General features: G+C 68.4%; 17 protein-coding genes. 12 read left to right on the top strand and 5 right to left on the bottom strand.

What is annotated here, in order from left to right; translation table 11 throughout:
* Positions 1-286: 286 nt before the first annotated feature.
* The 4 genes from KTR9_RS08295 (at position 287) to KTR9_RS08280 (ending at position 4,763) form a co-directional block, all read left to right on the top strand.
* Positions 287-1,303 (top strand): beta-ketoacyl-ACP synthase III, encoded by a 1,017-nt coding sequence (locus KTR9_RS08295; RefSeq protein WP_010844282.1) that lies wholly within the window; start codon positions 287-289, stop codon positions 1,301-1,303.
* A gap of 111 nt (positions 1,304-1,414) precedes the next feature.
* Complete coding sequence (locus tag KTR9_RS08290; protein ID WP_014926010.1) at positions 1,415-2,290, top strand: type IV toxin-antitoxin system AbiEi family antitoxin domain-containing protein; 876 nt, start codon at positions 1,415-1,417, stop codon at positions 2,288-2,290.
* Positions 2,291-2,395: 105 nt separating this feature from the next.
* Positions 2,396-4,006: a peptide chain release factor 3 gene (locus KTR9_RS08285; protein ID WP_044506281.1), complete on the top strand. Its 1,611-nt coding sequence runs from the start codon at positions 2,396-2,398 to the stop codon at positions 4,004-4,006.
* Between the two features lie 28 nt (positions 4,007-4,034).
* Complete coding sequence (locus KTR9_RS08280; RefSeq protein WP_083888944.1) at positions 4,035-4,763, top strand: hypothetical protein; 729 nt, start codon at positions 4,035-4,037, stop codon at positions 4,761-4,763.
* Between the two features lie 93 nt (positions 4,764-4,856).
* Here the strand turns inward: KTR9_RS08280 and KTR9_RS08275 are convergent, their stop codons facing one another.
* Positions 4,857-5,867: an enoyl-CoA hydratase/isomerase family protein gene (locus tag KTR9_RS08275; protein WP_014926008.1), complete on the bottom strand. Its 1,011-nt coding sequence runs from the start codon at positions 5,865-5,867 to the stop codon at positions 4,857-4,859.
* Between the two features lie 210 nt (positions 5,868-6,077).
* Between KTR9_RS08275 and KTR9_RS08270 the strand changes: the two genes are divergently transcribed.
* The 6 genes from KTR9_RS08270 (at position 6,078) to KTR9_RS08245 (ending at position 12,367) form a co-directional block, all read left to right on the top strand.
* On the top strand, positions 6,078-7,667 hold the full coding sequence (locus KTR9_RS08270; RefSeq protein WP_014926007.1) for an ABC-F family ATP-binding cassette domain-containing protein: 1,590 nt from the start codon (positions 6,078-6,080) through the stop codon (positions 7,665-7,667).
* Positions 7,668-7,723: 56 nt separating this feature from the next.
* On the top strand, positions 7,724-8,512 hold the full coding sequence (locus tag KTR9_RS08265) for an alpha/beta fold hydrolase (protein ID WP_044506277.1): 789 nt from the start codon (positions 7,724-7,726) through the stop codon (positions 8,510-8,512).
* A 130-nt stretch (positions 8,513-8,642) separates the two neighbouring features.
* Positions 8,643-9,758 (top strand): MBL fold metallo-hydrolase, encoded by a 1,116-nt coding sequence (locus tag KTR9_RS08260; RefSeq protein ID WP_014926005.1) that lies wholly within the window; start codon positions 8,643-8,645, stop codon positions 9,756-9,758.
* 33 nt (positions 9,759-9,791) lie between these two features.
* Positions 9,792-10,553 carry a crotonase/enoyl-CoA hydratase family protein gene (locus KTR9_RS08255; RefSeq protein WP_014926004.1) on the top strand — a complete coding sequence of 254 codons (762 nt, stop codon included), beginning with the start codon at positions 9,792-9,794 and terminating at the stop codon, positions 10,551-10,553.
* A gap of 30 nt (positions 10,554-10,583) precedes the next feature.
* Entirely contained in the window at positions 10,584-11,486 is a 903-nt protein-coding gene (locus KTR9_RS08250; RefSeq protein ID WP_014926003.1) for a LysR family transcriptional regulator, read from the top strand.
* Positions 11,487-11,494: 8 nt separating this feature from the next.
* Positions 11,495-12,367, top strand: a complete 873-nt coding sequence (locus tag KTR9_RS08245) for a LysR family transcriptional regulator (protein ID WP_044506275.1) — start codon at positions 11,495-11,497, stop codon at positions 12,365-12,367.
* 59 nt (positions 12,368-12,426) lie between these two features.
* On the opposite strand, the gene KTR9_RS08240 is transcribed toward KTR9_RS08245, so the two are convergent.
* Together KTR9_RS08240 and fabG are read right to left on the bottom strand one after the other, a co-directional pair.
* Entirely contained in the window at positions 12,427-13,650 is a 1,224-nt protein-coding gene (locus KTR9_RS08240; RefSeq protein ID WP_014926001.1) for an acetyl-CoA C-acetyltransferase, read from the bottom strand.
* A 51-nt stretch (positions 13,651-13,701) separates the two neighbouring features.
* Positions 13,702-14,460 (bottom strand): 3-oxoacyl-ACP reductase FabG, encoded by a 759-nt coding sequence (gene fabG / locus KTR9_RS08235; protein WP_014926000.1) that lies wholly within the window; start codon positions 14,458-14,460, stop codon positions 13,702-13,704.
* A 208-nt stretch (positions 14,461-14,668) separates the two neighbouring features.
* Here fabG and KTR9_RS08230 point away from each other — a divergent pair, with 208 nt between their 5' ends.
* A complete protein-coding gene (locus KTR9_RS08230) occupies positions 14,669-15,853 on the top strand; it encodes an acyl-CoA dehydrogenase family protein (protein ID WP_014925999.1) in 1,185 nt (394 codons plus the stop codon).
* Positions 15,854-15,870: 17 nt separating this feature from the next.
* Here the strand turns inward: KTR9_RS08230 and KTR9_RS08225 are convergent, their stop codons facing one another.
* A complete protein-coding gene (locus KTR9_RS08225; protein ID WP_014925998.1) occupies positions 15,871-16,635 on the bottom strand; it encodes an SDR family NAD(P)-dependent oxidoreductase in 765 nt (254 codons plus the stop codon).
* A gap of 328 nt (positions 16,636-16,963) precedes the next feature.
* The gene (locus KTR9_RS08220) at positions 16,964-18,097 is read right to left on the bottom strand and encodes a thiolase family protein (RefSeq protein ID WP_014925997.1); all 1,134 of its coding nucleotides are present in this window, start codon (positions 18,095-18,097) and stop codon (positions 16,964-16,966) included.
* Between the two features lie 314 nt (positions 18,098-18,411).
* Here KTR9_RS08220 and KTR9_RS08215 point away from each other — a divergent pair, with 314 nt between their 5' ends.
* On the top strand, positions 18,412-19,608 hold the full coding sequence (locus KTR9_RS08215; protein WP_014925996.1) for an acyl-CoA dehydrogenase family protein: 1,197 nt from the start codon (positions 18,412-18,414) through the stop codon (positions 19,606-19,608).
* Positions 19,609-19,621: the final 13 nt, after the last annotated feature.

Below are 19,621 nucleotides of genomic sequence, written 5' to 3'. Positions count from 1 at the left end.
CCGTGCCGTCGACGATGAGCTGACCGGCGTGGTGGCTGTTGCGTTCTGCGTTGCGCGCACGTCATCGTCTGCTGATCGTCGTACCTGGAGGCGACTTTCCGACGCCCCGAATGTGTTCGACCGATCTGCGGACCAGCATTTCGCGCATCGAGGACGACTTCGGTCCGCATTTGGCGACCCGGTGACGATTCCGAGCGGGGTACCGCTACTTCCCAGTAAGAGACCGTGTGAGTACGGTCGTATGTCGGGTCACATATTCGCCGGGCACGTTTTGGAAGGGTTCACCATGGCGGTCATCGCAGACACCACTGGCATCAACAACATCGGCATGCTCGGCATCGGCGCGTACCGCCCCGAACGCGTCGTCACCAACGACGAGATCTGCGAGCAGATCGACTCCTCCGACGAGTGGATCTACACCCGGACGGGAATCAAGACCCGCCGGTTCGCACGTCGCGACGAGAGCGTCATGGAGATGTCGGTCAACGCCGGGCGCAAGGCGATCGCCAACGCGCTGCTGCAGGGCTCCGACATCGACGCGGTCATCCTCGCCACCAACACTCACCTGCTCCTGACCCCGGCCGGCGCCACCAAGGTCGCCACCGAGCTGGGAGCCAACGGCGTCCCCGCCTTCGACGTCACCGTCGGCTGCGCCGGCTTCGGCTACGGCATGGCACTCGCCTCGGACATGATCCGCGGCGGCAGCGCCACCCACGTGCTGGTCATCGGCGCCGAACAGCTCTCGGTCGCCCTCGACATGACCGACCGCACCAACTGCTTCATCTTCGGCGACGGCGCGGGTGCCGTCGTCGTCGGACCGACAGAGGAACAGCAGCTCGGCCCGGTGATCTGGGGCTCGGACGGCTCCCAGTTCAACGCCATCCGCCAGGATCACGACTGGGTGACCTTCCTCGACAGCGACCGCACCCAGCGCCCCTTCTTGCGCATGGAGGGGACCGCGGTGTTCCGTTGGGCCGCCTTTGAGATGGGCAAGGTCGCCCACCGCGCCCTCGAGGCCGCCAAGCTCGGCTCCGAAGACCTCGACGTCTTCGTCCCCCACCAGGCCAACGCCCGCATCAACGAGCTGCTCGCCAAGAACCTCAAACTGCGCGACGACGCGGTGGTGGCCAAGGACATCGAGTACACCGGCAACACCAGTGCCGCCTCGATCCCGCTCGCGATGGAAGACCTGCTGTCGACCGGCAAGGCACAGCCCGGACAGACCGCTCTACTGCTCGGCTTCGGCGCCGGACTCTCCTACGCCGCGCAGGTCGTGACCATGCCGCCGGTTCCGTTCGAGTAGGGGCTGCGGGACGCAACTTCGGGATTCAGCAATAGGTATCGCTGAGCGATACCTATTGCTGAACGCGACGGGCGAGGGAACCGGATGCTCGTGCAGAGCGTCTGATCCCGTATGCAGTCACCGACCGAACTCCGCCGGATCGCTCTTGCGCACGATGGCGTCTTCACAGCCGCCGACGCTCGCGCTGCCGGACTCGACCGTGCCGCGGTAGCGCGGCGGGTCGCTTCGGGGACGTGGTCGCGAGAGGCTCGCGGGATCTACACCGTCGCCGACCACCCGGTCACGGAACGCACCAAGGTCCGACTGGCTGTGCTGCGGGTCGGGCCCCACGCGGTGCTGTCCGGCGTCGCTTCCGTGTGGTGGCAAGGGCTTGCAGACGCTCCGCCCAGGACGGTCACCGTCTCGGTGCCGCGCGGCCATCACCGGCAGGATCATCCCGGCGTCCATCTTCGTTACAGGCGTCTCGACGACGCGGACGTGTTGGTGAGATCGGGCCTACGGGTGACCGCACTTCCACTGGCAGTTCTCGAGGCCTCACTCGAGGAGAGCATCTCCGTCGTCGACAACGCACTTCTGCGACGGCGCGTCTCGATGCGTCAGCTGCGAGACGCGACCGCGCGCCAGACCGGCACACCGGACGCACCCGGCCTCCGCCGCGTCCTCGATGCCCTGGGCTCAGGCGCGCGGTCCGAAGCCGAGCGGAGGGCGGTGAGCATCCTCGAGAAGGCCGGCATCGAGGGCTGGATCGCCAACCATCCGACCGAGGGTTACAGCGCGGACCTCGCCTTCCCGGGCCGGCACCTCATCGTCGAGATCGACGGCTTTGCACACCACCGGGACGCCGACGCATTCCAGTACGACCGCAAACGACGCAACGACCTGCTTGCCGCCGGGTGGACAGTCCTGAACTTCACATGGGCGGACATCACCGAGCGGTCTGATGATGTCGCGACTCGCATCCGCAGCGCCCTCACTGCCAAGGGATGAGGCAGGTTCAGCAGTAGGTATCGGTCAGCGATACCAATTGCTGAACCCAGCCGCGGACTGTCGCGGGTTTGGCCGCCTTCTCCACGCCCGGTAGCCTCGAACCTCGTGAGTTCCGAGGTGATCAGTCGCGAAGTGACGCGTCGTCGTACCTTCGCCATCATCTCCCACCCCGACGCCGGCAAATCGACGATGACCGAGGCGTTGGCGCTGCATGCGCGGATGATCAGCGAGGCCGGTGCCGTCCACGGCAAGGCGGGCCGCAAGTCGACCGTCTCGGACTGGATGGAGATGGAGAAGGCCCGCGGCATCTCCGTCAGTTCGACGGCACTGCAGTTCAACTACTCCGCCGCCGTGCAGGCGGATCCCGACGTCCCGAGCGTGATCAACCTCGTCGACACCCCGGGGCACGCCGACTTCTCCGAGGACACCTACCGCGTGCTGACCGCGGTCGACGCGGCGGTGATGCTCATCGACGCCGCCAAGGGGCTCGAGCCGCAGACCCTGAAACTGTTCCAGGTGTGTCGCCACCGCGGCATCCCGGTGATCACGGTCATCAACAAGTGGGACCGGCCGGGACACAGTCCGCTCGAGTTGATCGACGAGATCCAGGAGCGGATCGGTCTCACCCCGACGCCGTTGTTCTTCCCGGTCGGCATCGCGGGCGACTTCCGTGGCCTCCTCGACCGGCGGACCGGCGAGTACGTGCACTTCACCCGTACCGCCGGTGGCGCCAAGATCGCGCCCGAGGAGATCATGTCCGCCGACGACGCGCAGGCCCGTGAGGGCGACGAGTGGTCCTCGGCGCTCGAGGAGAGCGAGCTGCTCACCGAGATGGGCCAGGACCACGATCAGGAGCTGTTCCTCGCCGGGCAGACCTCGCCGATGATCTTCGCCTCGGCGATGCTCAACTTCGGTGTGCGGCAACTCCTCGAGATCCTGGTGGAGCTCGCCCCGCCGCCCGGCCCCCGGGCCGACATCGAGGGCAACCCCCGCCCGGTCACCGACCCGTTCAGCGCGGTGGTCTTCAAGGTGCAGGCCGGGATGGACTCCAGCCACCGGGATCGGTTGGCGTACATGCGGATCGTGTCCGGCGAGTTCGAGCGCGGCATGGTCGTCACCCACGCACAGACCGGAAAACCGTTCGCCACCAAGTACGCCCAGGCCGTCTTCGGCCGCGACCGCTCGACGGTCGACACCGCCTATCCCGGCGACGTGGTCGGCCTGGTCAACGCGACCGCGCTCGCACCCGGCGACACTCTCTACGACGGCCCCCGAGTGCAGTTCCCGCCGATCCCGTCCTTTGCACCCGAACACTTCTCGACGCTGCGCGCCACCACGGCCGACAAGTATAAGCAGTTCCGCAAGGGCATGGATCAGCTCGAGAGCGAGGGCGTGGTCCAGGTGCTGCGCAACGAGACCCGTGGCGAGGCCTCACCGGTGCTCGCCGCCGTCGGACCGATGCAGTTCGAGGTCGTGACCGCCCGGATGAAGGCCGAATACAACGTCGACACGATCATCGAACCTCTGGGTTACAGCCTTGCCCGCCGCACGGACGCCGACAGCGCGGCCGAACTGAACCGGCAACGCGGCGTGGAGGTCTTCACCCGCACCGACGGCGCGGTCCTGGCCCTCTTCAGCGACAAGTGGCGCCTGCAGTACATCGAGAAGGAACACCCCGACCTCACCCTCGAACCCCTTGTCGCGGCTGCGGATTAACCGGTCGGTGAGCTCGCGGGGACGACCCGTGCGCGCCGCCGTGCTGCTGGCCGCGGCGGTGTCGGTGTGCGTCGCCGCCTGCGGCTCGGACACCCCGCCGCAGTCCACGGCCACATCCTCGACCCCGACGCCGACCTCGCGGCCGGTCGATCCCGCGATCTGCGCCGAGAAACCGCCTCAGGGCAGCGTCGACCGCAGTGGTCAGGACTTCGAGTTCCGCCACGGGGACATCAAGGTCGCGGTCGGGAAGACCCCCGCAGACTCCGGTCGCGGACCCGCGGCGGGCGCCACCCCCACCGACGAGCCGAACTGCTACGAGTTCGACCGGTGGGGACCGTCGCGACCCGACGTGCCACCCGACTCACTGCTCTTCGTGTTCAAGGACGCCGGGACCGGCGGCGCGCAGATCGAGTTCCTGATCAGTGAGCTGACCGGCGGGCTGTTACCGCCCGTGGGTGCGACGCGTCCGACCGTCGGACCGCTGACCAGGCCGATCAACGCCCAGATCGGCGTCTCGATCAACGGCGTCTACCACCACTCCTCCGCATGCCAGCTCAGCGTGACCGGGATGTCGGGCGAACTCACGGCCGGATCGTTCACCTGCCCGGCGGCGACGCGGGTCGACGCCAACCCCCTCGCTCCCGACGACGACGTCCCCCACGACCTCGACGAATCGTCGACGACGAAACGACCGGACGCCGAAGGCAATTCGACGGACCCCGTCGCACTGTCGGGGTGGTTTCAGCTCACGCCCTGAGACACACGGCGCGAGGTGGCTTCGACACGGTTCCTCGACCTCGACGCGCTCCTTCGTCGCTTGCTCGGCCCGGCGGCTGCGCTCGTCACCGGCTCAACCAGCGGCGGCACCGACGATCCGTGCCACCAGTGCGGGGTCGACGTCGTCGATCGCGGCCGGATCGAACACGGGACTCCGGTCCTTGTCGACGAGCACTGCCCGCACACCCTCGCGGAAGTCGTGGGTCTTCGTGATCTCCTGCGCCGCATGGAGTTCGCGGTCGAAGCACTCGTCGATTCCCGACTTCGCACCGGCACTGATCATCGCCGCGGTGACCCACAGGCTCGTGGGTGAGGCGCTCTCGAGCAGACCCACCATCTCCTGGGCCCAGTCGTCGCCGACCGCGCCGCGCAGGCCGCCGAGGATGGCGTTGACGTTGTCGTCGGCGAAGTACTCACCGATCTTTCGCAACGGCACGTCGCTCGTCTGCTCGGTGCCGGAGGTGGCCAGCGCGTCGGCCAGCGGTGCGCCGGAACGGATCATGTCGGCGACCGCCGGCAGGTCCGCGGAGGAGACGAAATGCGTTGCCAGACCGACGGCCACCGCGTCGACACCGCGGATCCGGGCGCCGGTGAGACCGAGCCACATGCCCACGCCTTCGGGAAGCCGCGGAAGGAAGTAGGTCGAACCGATGTCCGGGAAGAAGCCGATCGCCGTCTCGGGCATCGCGATCATCGCCTTCTCGGTGACCACCCGGATCTCGCCGTGGACGCTGATGCCGAGTCCGCCGCCCATCGCCGCCCCGTCGATCAGGCTGATGTACGGCTTCGGGTAGTCGGCGACGAGCTGATCGAGTCGGTACTCACTGCCGAAGTATCTGCTGATCGACGCCGCATCGCCGTCGATGGCGTGCTCGCGGATCGCGCGGATGTCACCACCGGCGCAGAAGGCCCGCTCGCTCGCCGAGGTTACCAGGACGGTGTCGATCGCGTCGTCGTCACCCCATTCGCCGAGGGTGACGTACATGTCGTCGATCATGCTCTGGTCCAACGCATTGAGGGCCTTGGGGCGGTCCAGGACGATCTCGCCGACGCCGTTGGACACGGAGGTGCGGAGAAAAGACATACCCCAACCGTAGCGGTGACCCGCACCGGCACGCGTGGCAGATAATCCGTTGGCAAGTCCGAGTGCATCCGCTACGGTGGTCACCACTTGCACGCGGACTCGAGGAGTGATCCACCCGATGAAGAACTGAAGTGGCCCCGGCCGCCGGCAACCTGCCGGTGGACCTCACCGACGACTCGTCGGTGTTCCCGACCCACTTCAGGAGCGCTCATGCCGTCTTCCATCGTGCTGTCCGACGTCTCGTTCGCCTGGCCCGACGGGACTGTCGTCTTCGATCACCTCGACCTCACTCTCGGCGCCGAGACGTATGCCCTGATCGGCGCGAACGGCGCGGGCAAATCGACGCTCCTCGGCCTCATCGCGGGCCGGCTGCGTCCGGCGTCCGGCAGCATCACCGTCGCGGGCGATGCGTCGACAACCGAGGTCGGTGTGGTCGTGCAGGACCCGCAGTCCGACCCGTCCACCACCGTGGCCCGGGCGCTCGGCATCCACGAGATCCGTTGTGCGATCGAACGAATCGAGAACGGGTCGGTCGATCCGCAGGACTTCGACGCCGTCGGGGACGACTGGGGTGTCGAGGAGCGCGCGATCGGTCTCCTCGAGCAGATGGGCCTGCCACGCGACCTCGACCGCGCGGTCGGCGCCATGTCCGGCGGTGAGGCCACCCTGCTGGCGATCGTCGCCGCGCTCATCGCCAACCCGGCGATCCTGCTTCTCGACGAGCCGACCAACAACCTGGACACCGACTCCCGCGCACGGCTTTTCGACGCCATCGACTCGTTCACGGGCACGGTCGTCGTGGTGAGTCACGACCTCGAACTCCTCGAGCGGGTCGACGCGACGGTCGAGCTCTATCGCGGTCGCGTGCGGCTGTTCGGCGGCCCGTACTCGCAGTACCGCGAGATCATCGACGCCGAGCAGGAAGCCGCCGAGGCCGCCGTCGCCACCGCGGCCGGCGACCTGCGCAAGCAGCGCAGGGAGATGTCCGAGGCCCTGATCAAACTCGACCGGCGGGCCCGGACAGGTGCCACCGCGGAGCGCGAGAAGCGGGTGCCGAAGATCGTCGCGCACAATCGCCGGAGCGAGGCCCAGGTGTCGGCGGGTAAACTGCGCAACGCCCATCGCGACGACGTGGCCTCCGCGGCAACACGTCTCGACGAGGCCCGCGAGGACATCCGGGCCGATCGCACCGCGCGGATCGTCGTACCGACGCCGGAGGTCGCCCCTCGTGCCCAGATCATCGTCGACGACCGCCTGCGCGTCGACGGACCCGAGCGGGTGGCGCTCGTCGGGCCCAACGGTTCCGGAAAATCCACGCTGATCGCCGACGTGATCGCCCGCGAATCCGTGGTCGTGCCCTACGCGTTCGTGCCCCAGCAGATCACCTTCGCCGACCCGACCGTCTCGATCGCCGAACACCTGGCGCGGACCCACCCGGACATCTCCACCCAGGAGGTCCGGGCGCACCTCGCGCGCTTCCTGTTCCGGGGCGCCCGCGCCGATCGCGCGCTCGCCGAACTGTCCGGCGGCGAGCGCCTGCGAGTCGCCCTGGCCGACGCCCTGCTCGGCGACCCGACGCCGAGACTCCTGATCCTGGACGAACCGACCAACAATCTCGATCTCGACACCGTCACGCAGCTCGTCGACGCTCTCGAGGCATGGTCCGGCGCGCTGCTGGTGGTCTCCCACGACGCCGGGTTCCTCGACCGGATCGGAATCGAGCGGCGTATCTCCCCGACGGGCGCGGATGACGAAGCCCCCGCGGCCGAACCCGCCGTCGACGTCCAGGAAGACCGCTGACGAACACTCGGTGACACGGCCCGCGCCGTGGCCGCGGTGCCCGCATACTGCGTGCGATGCCTCCGTCAGCCCTTGCCGCGACCGATCCGCCGGTGGACGAACCCACCCCCGTCGTCCTCGTCCACGGGATACGGGTGAGTGGAGCGACACTGCACCGGGTGGCTGCCGCGGTGGCGGCGACGGCCCCTGCGGGCAGGGATGTCGTCACCCCCGATCTCCCCGGGCACGGACGGCGTCGGGCGGAGAGGTTCACGATGGACGCTGCCGTCGACGCCGTCGTCGCCGAGATCGAGCGGTTCGGCCGGCCGGCGGTCGTGGCCGGCATGTCGATGGGCGGTTATGTGGCGATGGCGGCCGCGAGTCGCCATCCACATCACGTCGCGGCGCTGGTGCCCATGTGCGCGACCGCGCAACCCAGTCGGATCCTCGCGGCACCGTTCGAGACATTCGGGGCGGTGACATCGCTCCTGCCACGCCAGGCGGCGGTCATCAGCCAGGCGCTCACCCGCCTGGCCGTCGGCAGGCAGGTGTCCGAGGACATGGAGATCGGCGGGTTGTCGCTCGGGTCCATCGCCGACGTCGTGGCCGAGCTCAAGCACTTCGACGCGCTCGGCGAGGTCGGTCGTTATCCGGGCCGCACGGTCTTCGTCAACGGGCGTCAGGATCAGTTCCGGGTCCACGAGCGACGGTTCGTCGAAGCCGCGGCGGACGCGACCCTCACCATCGTCCCGCGCGCGAGTCATCTCTTCCCACTCATCCAGCCCGAACTCGCGGGACGCCTCGTGGGCGAGGTGGCGGCGGGCTGCGACCATGCCGGTGCGCTCGGGCACGAACTCGACTCATAGGTCCTACCTCAGGGTGTCTGAGCCGCACCCAGTTTGAGCCTCGAAGTCGTCTCGTGATCGGATGACACAGATCACTGCAACACTCGTCGCGGTGCCCTCGCGCGAACGATGCACCCGGGGAGGAGGCTGGATGGTCCCGATCGAGGTCACCGGCGTGCTGCAGAAACAGGCCTGGGCCGACAAGGTGCTGCCGCCGGTCGAGGAGGTCCGGCCGCGACTGTGGTCGATCCCGGTGCCCATGGGTCCCAATCCGCTGCGCTACATCCTCGTCTACGCTCTCGGACTGCCCGACGGCGGCCTCGCGCTCATCGACGCCGGCTGGCCGTCGGACGAGTCGTGGGATGTCCTCGTCGCAGGCATCCGCTCCACCGGACACGACATCACCGACGTCCGTTCCATCGGTGTGACCCACCTCCATCCCGACCATTTCGGGCTCGTGCCGCGTCTCCTCGAGCACGTCGACGCCGAGCTGTGGATGCATCGCGGCGACGCCCGCTACCTGCGTCACCATTCCGACGACGAGGTGGAGAGCCAGCTCCGGCAGGCGCGGTCCGAACTCCGGATGCTCGGCGCACCGACCGAGGTCGCCGACGAAGGGTTCATCGGTTTCATCCGCATGCCCGACGGCCGGACCGTCGACCGCGAACTGACCGGCGACGCCCCCCTCGACATCCCCGGCTGGGATCTCCGAGCCATCTGGACGCCCGGCCACACCGCGGGACATCTCTGCTTCGCCGACGACACCGCCGGTGTCATCTTCACCGGCGACCACCTGTTGCCGCGGATCAGTCCGAACATCTCGACCAACCCCATGCAGACCGACAATCCCCTCGCCGATTACCTGATCTCGCTGGCCAACACGGAGAAGATGCGCGACCACGAGGCGCTGCCGTCCCACGAGTACCGGTTCCGAGGTCTCGGCGACCGGGTGACCGGCCTGCTCGAGCACCACGAGGACCGGCTCGCCGAGATCACCGCGACCGTCGCCCGGCATCCGGAGAGCTCGGCCTGGGAGATCACCCGGTCGGTGACCTGGTCACGCCCGTTCGAGGAGCTGTCGCTCACCCTCAGCCGACTCGCGCTGCGGGAGACGCACGCCCACCTGATCGTCCTGCAGGAGCGAGGCATCCTCGACGCTCGCGTACCCGCCGACGACCCGGCCGCACCGGGCCCGATCCGCTGGTTCCTGGCCGATGGCGCCACACCGCCTGCGCCACAATCGGTTTCCACTTCCGAAAGCACCTGACGTCCCCTCCGTCCACCAACTCCAGGAGATCCCATGAGTGCAGTGCTCACCGAGTTCGCCGACGGCGTCGCCGTCATCACGATCAATCGTCCCGAAGCGAAGAACGCCGTGAATCTCGAGGTCTCCGAGGGCATCGCCGCCGCGATCGACGAACTCGAGTCGCGCGACGACCTCACCATCGGGATCCTCACCGGCGCCGGCGGCACGTTCTGCGCCGGAATGGACCTCAAGGCCTTCGCCCGCGGCGAGCAGGTGTCGCTGAAGGGCCGCGGGTTCGGCGGCCTCACCGAGGCGCCACCCAGCAAGCCCCTCATCGCCGCGGTCGAGGGCTGGGCGCTGGCCGGGGGATGCGAACTCGCGCTGTCGGCAGACCTCGTCGTCGCGGCGAGCAATTCCAAGTTCGGCATCCCCGAGGTCAAGCGCGGACTCGCCGCCGCGGCCGGCGGACTGCTCCGCCTGCCGAAGATCCTGCCGTACCAGGTCGCGATGGAGCTCGCGCTGACCGGCGACCCGCTCACCGCCGAACGCGCCCATCAGTTCGGACTGGTCAACCGCGTCACCGAGCCCGGTGAGGCGCTCGCCGGCGCACGCGAACTGGCCGCCGTCATCGCGGCCAACGGCCCGCTCGCCGTCCGTGCCACCAAACAGGTCACCTCGATGGCCATCCGCTACACCGATCCCGAACTGATCAAGAAGCAATGGGATCATCTCGGCCCGGTGTTCGCCTCCGACGACGCGAGAGAGGGTGCCGTCGCCTTCGCCGAGAAGCGGGCGCCGCGATGGACCGGCAAGTGACCTCCCGCCGGATTCACTAAAGTGACCGGGGTGGACCTGCACCTCGTGACCTACTTCGTCGCCGTGGTCGACCACGGCGGCATCACGAAGGCCGCCCAGTCCCTCTACATCTCACAGCCGTCGCTGTCCCAGGCCATCCGCACGCTCGAGAAGCGCCTCGGCGTCACGTTGTTCGACCGCACCGGGCGCCGCCTCGAACTCACCGAGGCCGGACGCAAACTCGACGTCGCCGCCCGCCGCATCCTGGCCGACGTCGACCGTGCCAAGGCCAAGGTCGACGCGGTTCGCGAGCTGCGTGCCGGCCGCGTCGACGTCGTGACCTACGCGGCATTCAGCGTGGATCCCGTGGTCAACGTCGTGCGTCTGTTCCGGGAACGCTTCCCGCACTTGTCGGTACGGGTCGTCTCCGCGGACAGCCCCGCAGGAGTGCTGTCGGCGCTGCGATCCGGCGAGGCCGAGGTCGGGATCATGGACTCGACCGCCGAGCACGCGACTTTCACCGCCATCCCGATGGCCGAGCAGGAACTGGTCGTCGCGGCGCCGGCGCCGCTCGCCGACGGACTGCCGGATCCGATACCGCACTCGGCGGTGCGCTCACTACCCCTCGTCATCGATCACAGCGACCCGATCACGGCGGGGCTCCTCGACGGGCTCCTCGACGAGGACGGAAGGAACGTGGCGGTCGACTGCCAGCTGCCTTCCGCGGTGTGGAGTCTGGTCAAGAAGGGAACGGGGGCAACGGTTCTCCCCTTCACCGTGGCCGAACGACAGCTCGCGGGACTGCGGCGACTCGCGCTCGACCCGCCGCTGACGCGGGCGTGGGGACTCGTGCTGCGATCCGGGCTCCCCTCGCCGGCCGCCCTCGCCTTCATCTCCGCGGCGAAGGTCCACTGCGGGATCGCTCCGGATCCCGCCGAACCACGGGACTGGTGACTTCCACCATGGAATCGCGGCAGGTCGAGTACTTCCTGGCGGTGGTGGAGAACAAGGGCATCGGTGGTGCGGCCTCGGCTCTCGGCGTCGCTCAACCCACTGTGTCCCAAGCACTCCGGGCGCTCGAACGCGAACTCGGGGTGCAGCTGTTCCACCGCATCGGCCGTGGGATGGTGCTCTCGGCGGCCGGGCGGACGATGGTCGGTCCCGCACGTCAGATCGTCCGCGACATGGATGCCGTCGACGACCTTCTCTCGGCGTCGGAGGACGAACTCACCGGTCATCTCGACATCCTCGCCTTCGCCGCCACCGCCGTCGGACCCGTCGTCGACCTCGTCACCCGGTTCCGTGCCGCGTATCCACGAGTGTCGGTGCGGCTGGGCGAGTTACGCGACGAGACCAGGGCCGCGTCGGCGATCGAGGACGGTCACTGCGAGTTCGCCGTCGCTCACCTGCCGATCGCCGGTGACGACCTCGAGGTCATCGTGATGGGTGAACACGAACACGTCCTGGTCTACCCACCCGGCACCGAGGTGGCCGAGGGCCCGATCCCGTTGAACAACCTGCCGCCGATCCCGATGGTCTTCGTGCCGCGCGGCTACTCGGTGGCCGACGAGTTCGAGGAGGCCATCCGTGTCGGCGGCGTCCGGCCGCCGCTCGCCGTGCTGTCGGAGATCCGCGAGGAACGGCTCCCCATGGTGGAGTCCGGGATCGGCGGCACGCTCCTCGAGCGGTCCGTCGCGGAGTCGGCGGACTCCCCGGTCGTCATCCGCGAGATCGAACCGAATGTCGTGCGTCCCTTCGCGATCGCCTTTCACCCGCCGTCCCTGTCGGCCGTCGGCCAGGCGTTCGTCGACCTCGTGCGCGAATCGGTGGGATGACCGACTGGAACACCGGACCCCACCGGAGCGACTCAGGTGGGGTCCGGTGAGTCTTGGGGTCAGCCGACGCGTTCGAAGACCGCCGCGAGTCCCTGACCACCGCCGATGCACATCGTCTCCAGACCGTAACGCGCCCCGCGCCGGTGCAGCTCGCGCGCCAGCGAGGCCAGCATGCGGCCGCCGGTGGCCCCGACCGGATGTCCCAGTGAGATTCCCGAGCCATGGACGTTGGTGCGATCGAAATCGCCGCCGGCGCCGAACCGGCCGAAACCCCATTCGCGGGTGACAGCGAGCGCCTGCGCGGCGAAGGCCTCGTTGAGTTCGATGACGTCGATGTCGGCGAGCGTCAGTCCGGCCTTCGCGAGGGCCTTCTCGGTCGCCGGCACCGGCCCGATCCCCATGGTGCGCGGCGGTACCCCGGCCAGACCCCAGGACACGAGCTTGACCAGCGGGCGCAGACCCAGCTCCTCGGCGACCTCGGACGTGGTCACGATCGCCATCGACGCGGCGTCGTTCTGGCCGCTGGCGTTGCCCGCCGTCACCGTCGCATCCGGGTCGGTCTTGCCCATGATCGGCTTGAGCTTAGACAACGATTCCACCGAGACATCGGGGCGCGGATGCTCGTCGGTGTCGATGACCTGGTCGCGTCCTCGCGAGGGAACGGTGACCGGGATGATCTCCTCGGCCAGGACGCCGTCCTTCTGAGCGCGGACCGCTCGTTCGTGCGATGCCACAGCCAGCTCGTCCTGCTCTTCCCGGGAGATCTCATACTCCTCGCGCAGGTTCTCGGCCGTCTCGATCATGCCGCCGGGCACCGGGTAGTTCTTTCCGCCGGCGGTCGAGCGGGCGCGAACCAGACTGTCGTGCATGGCGATCCCGGTTCGTGCACCACCCCACCGCATGTCCACCGAGTAGAACGACGCATTGCTCATCGATTCGGCACCACCGGCGACCACGACGTCGTTGTCGCCCGACGACACCTGGTATGCGGCCTGGATGACGGCCTGCAGTCCCGAGCCGCAACGACGGTCGATGTGCATGCCGCCCACCGTGATCGGCAACCCCGCGTCGAGGGCGATCACTCGTCCCAGGGCGGGCGCCTCACTGTTGCCGTTGCAGTGACCGAGGATGACGTCCTCGACCTTCCCCGGGTCGAGTCCGGTGCGATCGAGCATCCCCGTCAACGCGGCGACCCCGAGATCGACGGCGGTGAGATTCTTGAACATCCCGCCGTAGCGGCCGATCGGGGTCCGTACCGGTTCGCAGATGACCACGTCGCGCATGGGTGACCTTTCGGGTTCGATGGTGCGAAGTTGTCTGGGTGAGATCGACTCTCACATGAAGCGGCCGCCGGTCACCTCGAGGACGGTGCCCGTCATGTACGACGACATGTCCGACGCCAGGAACAATGCGACGCTCGCGACCTCACCGACCTCGCCGACGCGTCGCATCGGGATCTCCGCCATCTTCTGGTCCCAGGCCTTCTGCGGCATCGCCTCGGTCATCGCCGACCGGATCAGACCGGGCTGTATCGCGTTGACCCGTACGCCGTGATGGGCCATCTCCTTGGCCGCGGCCTTGGTGAGGCCGACGATGCCCGCCTTGGCCGCCGAGTAGTTCGTCTGCCCGACCATGCCGACCTTGCCCGACAGCGACGAGATGTTCACGATCGCACCGCGCTTGGCCTCGCGCATGATCGCCGCCGCCTTACGCGTGCCGTTCCAGGTGCCTTTGAGATGCACCGAGATGACCTGGTCGAAATCCTCCTCGGTCATCGTGCGCATCGTGGCGTCCCGGGTGATCCCCGCGTTGTTCACCACGACGTCGAGAGATCCGAAGACCTCGACCGCCGTCGCCAGCAGTGCGTCGACCTCGCCCGCGTCGACGACGTCACACCGCACCGCCCGGGCCACCTCGCTGCCGCCGAGTTCGTCCGCGGCAGCCTGCGCGGCGTCGAGGCCGAGATCGCCGAGCACGACTCGAGCGCCGGCCTCGACGAACGATCTGGCGATCTCGAAACCGATGCCCTGCGCGCCGCCGGTCACGACGGCGGTACGTCCTTCGAGCAGCGGCTGCGCGGTGGTGCGTGACATGTGTCGTGTCGTCCTTCCGGGTCACCGCCCCGTGAGGTCGGTGGAGAGCGAACGGCGAACAGCGACAGGGCGCCGCGCCGGCGGGTGAGTGAACTCAATCTATCGAGATCGTCCCCCGTCGAACCCCTCCACGCTCATACGCAGCGGCTATCGGATCGATCCCGGTTTCGTATTGGACGGCCGAGGTGCGAACGCGCAGAGTGGGCGCATGACCGGTGTGATGCAACCAGCCTCGACCTCCCAGGTGGGACCCGAGGATTTCGCCGACATTCTCGCCGCGACGCGTGAGTTCGTCCGCGAGGTGGTGGTCCCGCGTGAGCAGGAGATCCTCGACACGGACGCGATCCCGGACGACATCCGCCAGACGGCCAAGGACATGGGTCTTTTCGGCTACGCCATCCCGCAGGAATGGGGCGGTCTGGGCCTCGACCTGACCCAGGACGTCGAACTCGCGATGGAACTGGGATACACCTCCCTGGCGCTGCGGTCGATGTTCGGCACCAACAACGGCATCGCCGGCCAGGTACTCGTGCACTTCGGCACCGATGAGCAGAAGACCGCGTGGCTGGAGAAGATCGCGTCCGGCGAGGTGGTCGCCTCGTTCGCACTGACGGAGCCGGGGGCCGGCTCCGACCCGGCCGGACTGCGCACGAAGGCCGTCCGCGACGGCGACGACTGGGTGATCACCGGCGAGAAACGGTTCATCACCAACGCCCCGCTGGCCGATCTGTTCGTCGTGTTCGCCCGAACCCGCCCGGCCGACGACGACGGCACCGGCATCGCAGTGTTCCTCGTCCCCGCCGACGCCGCGGGGCTCAGCGTGGGCGCCAAGGACCGCAAGATGGGCCAGGAGGGCGCCTGGACCGCCGACGTGCACTTCGACGATGTACGTGTCCCGGCGTCGGCGCTGGTCGGTGGCAGCGAGGACGTGGGCTACAAGGCCGCGATGATGAGCCTGGCGCGCGGCCGGGTTCACATCGCCGCCCTCTCGGTGGGCACCGCGCAGCGCGCCCTCGACGAGTCGGTGTCGTGGGCCGCGACGGCGACCCAGGGCGGTACCGCGATCGGCGAGTTCCAGTTGGTACAGGCCATGCTCGCCGACCAGCAGTCCGGCGTGATGGCCGGGCGAGCACTGGTCCGCGAAGCGGCCCGCGCCTGGGTCGACGACACCGACCGGCGCATCGCCCCGTCCGCCGCCAAGCTGTTCTGCACCGAGATGGTCGGCAAGGTCGCCGATCTCGCGGTACAGATCCACGGCGGCAGCGGCTACATGCGCGACGTCCCGGTGGAGCGCATCTACCGCGAGGTGCGGTTGCTCCGCCTGTACGAGGGCACCAGCGAGATCCAGCGGCTCATCATCGGACGCAACCTGGTCAAGCGCGCCCAGCGCTGACTCTCGAACCGGGCGGCTCAGCGCGGTGCCATCCGGATCGCCCCGTCGAGGCGGATGGTCTCGCCGTTGAGATAGGAGTTCTCCAGGATCGAGGCCGCGAGCTGCCCGAATTCCTCCGGCCGGCCCAGTCGTGCCGGATGGGGGATGCTCGCCTCCAGTGACGCACGCACGTCGTCGCGCAGGCGCGCCAGCAGCGGGGTGTCCATCGTGCCGGGAGCGATGGTGTTCACCCGGATGAGCTTGCCGGCCAGGTCGCGGGCGGCGACCAGCGTCATCCCGACGATGCCCGCCTTCGATGCCGCATAGTTGATCTGGCCGATCTGTCCCTCGAACGCCGCGACCGACGCGGTCATGATGATGGCGCCGCGTTCGCCCTCGATCGGATCGAGCCGCGCGATGCGTTCCGCGCCCAGCGAGAGCGCATGGAACGACCCGACGAGGTTCAGCTTGACGACGAACTCGAAGTCCTCGACCGAACCCGCCCTGCCCTCCTTGTCGAGGATGCGCATGCGCCGGCCGGCTCCGGCACAGTGCACCAGTCCGCGCAGGCCACCGCGGTCGTCGGCGACATCGAGTGCGGCGGCGAACTGTTCGGGATCGGTGATGTCGGCGGCGGCGAACGAGGCCGCGGTGCCGAGTCCGTCGGCCACGGCCTGTCCGTCCGAGGTCGGCAGATCGATCAGGGTGACCAGGCCGCCGGCGTCGATGACACGTCGGGCCGTCGCGAGGCCGAGACCGGATGCGCCACCGGTGATCGCCACCGACAGTCCGTTGAGTTCCATTGTTGTTCAGTACCTTTCGTGGTGATGTTTGCTGCTCCCTGAGGAGCGAGCTTGCGAGCCCGACCCAGACCCCTGAGGAGCGAGCTTGCGAGCGTCACGAAGGGTCTGGCGGGTCGCCGTACGAGACCCTTCGAGGCTCGTCGCTTACGCTCCTCGCACCTCAGGGAGCAGAGGGGGCCGCCGACGCTCCCCGCACCTCAGGGAGCAGAGGGGGCCGCCGACGCTCCCCGCACCTCAGGGAGCAGAGGGGGCCGCCGACGCTCCCCGCACCTCAGGGAGCAGACGGGACCGCCTGCGCTCCTCGCATCTCAGGGCGGAGGCTCCGTGGTCAGAGCAGTTCGAGAATGGTGGCGTTGGCCATCCCGCCGGCCTCGCACATCGACTGCAGTCCGTATCGAATCCCGTTGTCCCGCATGTTATGGACGAGCCGAGTCATGAGGATCGCGCCGGACCCGCCCAGGGGGTGGCCGACCGCGATCGCGCCGCCCAGCGGGTTGAGTCTCTCGATGTCGGCGCCGGTCTCGGCCTGCCAGGCCAGTGGCACCGGGGCAAACGCCTCGTTGATCTCGAAGGCGCCGATGTCGTCGATCGACAGCCCCGAACGCTTGAGCGCCTTCGCCGTTGCCGGGATCGGCCCGGTCAGCATGATCACCGGATCATCGGCGGCGACGACCGCGGTGTGGATTCGGGCGATCGGCGTGAGACCGTGCGACTTCGCGGTCTCGCCGGACATGATCAACAGGGCACCGGACCCGTCGGAGATCTGCGAGGAGTTGCCGGCGTGGATGACGCCGTCCTCGCTGAAGGCCGGCGCGAGCTTGGCCAACGACTCGAGGGTGCCGCCGCGCCGGATTCCCTCGTCGCCCTCGAGCACTCCCGGGATCGGGGCCAGCTGGGCGTCGAAGGCGCCGCGGTCGGCCGCCTGCGCGGCGAGGTCGTGTGATCGCAGCGAGTACTCGTCGAGGCGAGTGCGATCCAATCCCCACTTCGCGGCGACCATCTCGGCGCCGATCCCCTGGCTGAACCTGTCGACGCCGTAACGGTCGAGGACCGTGGGCGGCTGGTGCTCGCCGTTCGGCGCGGCGCTGCCCATCGGGACCCGGCTCATCGACTCGACGCCGCCGGCGATGACGACGTCCTGCTGGCCCGAGGCGACCGCCGCGGCCGCCATGCTGACCGCCTGCTGGCTCGACCCGCAGGCGCGCGTGACGGTGGTTCCGGGGACACTCTCGGGCCAGCCGGCGGCGAGCACGGCCGTTCGCGCGACGTTGCCCGCTTGCTCGGCGGTCTGGCTGACGCAGCCCCAGACGACGTCGTCGACGACAGCCGGATCGATGCCGGTCCGCTCGACGAGCGCCTCGAGTACATGGGCGGACAGGTCGGCGGGATGGATCCCGGACAGGGCGCCGCGACGGCGGCCGATGGGCGCGCGGACCGCGTCGACGATCACTGCATCACGCATGAGGACTCCTCGATGTCGGGGCAAGGATGACGTTGTGTCAGACGTGTACGACGCCGGCGGACGTGAACGCCCGTTCTGACGAGCCGACCACCGGGGCGCCTGGCAGGCAAGTCGGTTCACACTCACGGTCGATGAGGCCCTGCCTATGGGAGGCGCGCGTGCCATTGGCTCGCGCTATCGCTCCCTTAGTTCAGCGCGACTACTTCAGCGCGGTCGAGGAGTGCATGCTGTGAGACGGACCTGTGTGAAGTCGCACACGCGCCCGCCCGACGGTGCGATCGCACCCCGACCGACTTCGGAGACAAGCCACCACCATGACCCGCCTCGCGCAGACCTTGGGCCTCACCGAGATCCAGACCGAGATCCTGTCCAACGTCCGCTCGTTCGTCGACAAACAGATCATCCCCACCGCGCAGGAGCTCGAGCACGCCGACGAGTACCCGCAGGCCATCGTCGACGGCATGGCCGAGATGGGCTTGTTCGGTCTGATGATCCCCGAGGAGTACGGCGGGCTCGGCGAATCCCTGCTGACCTATGCGCTGTGCGTCGAGGAACTCGCGCGCGGCTGGATGAGTGTGTCCGGGGTGATCAACACCCATTTCATCGTGGCGTACATGATCCGGCAGCACGGGACCGACGACCAGAAGCAGCGGTTCCTCCCCCGGATGGCGACCGGCGAGGTGCGCGGCGCGTTCTCGATGTCCGAACCGGAACTGGGGTCGGACGTGGCGGCGATCAAGACGAGCGCCAAGCGCGACGGAGACGACGGATACATCATCGACGGGCAGAAGATGTGGCTGACCAACGGCGGGTCGTCGACTCTCGTTGCCGCGCTGGTCCGGACCGACGAGGGCAACGAGAAGCCGCACAAGAACCTGACCACCTTCCTCGTCGAAAAGGCCGCCGGTTTCGGCGAGGTGCGGCCCGGGCTGACGATTCCGCGGAAGCTGGACAAGATGGGCTACAAGGGCATCGACACCACCGAGCTGATCTTCGACGGTTATCGCGCACCCGCGTCCGACATCCTCGGCGGCGAGCCCGGCCGCGGGTTCGCGCACATGATGGACGGCGTCGAGGTCGGCCGCGTCAACGTCTCCGCCCGCGCGTGCGGGATCGCCCAGCGCGCATTCGAACTCGGCGTGAAGTACGCGCAGCAGCGATCCACGTTCGGCAAGCCCATCGCCGAACACCAGGCCATCGCGTTCTCGCTGGCCGAGATGGCGACGAAAGTCGAGGCCGCACACCTGATGATGGTCAATGCGGCACGCCTGAAGGACTCGGGCGAGCGCAACGACGTCGCCGCCGGAATGGCCAAGTACCTGTGCAGCGAGTACTGCGCCGAGGTCACCCAGGCCAGCTTTCGAATCCACGGTGGCTACGGCTATTCGAAGGAGTTCGAGATCGAGCGGCTGATGCGCGACGCGCCCTTCCTGCTGATCGGCGAGGGCACCAGCGAAATACAGAAACAGATCATCTCCAAGGGACTCCTGCGCGAATATCGCGAGAAGTGACCGCCGAGCCGAA

Origin of the sequence: Gordonia sp. KTR9 (genome assembly GCF_000143885.2) — a bacterium.
GTDB lineage: Bacteria > Actinomycetota > Actinomycetes > Mycobacteriales > Mycobacteriaceae > Gordonia.
Note: the sequence above shows the minus strand (reverse complement) of the source record. Positions and strands in the feature narration are given on the sequence as shown.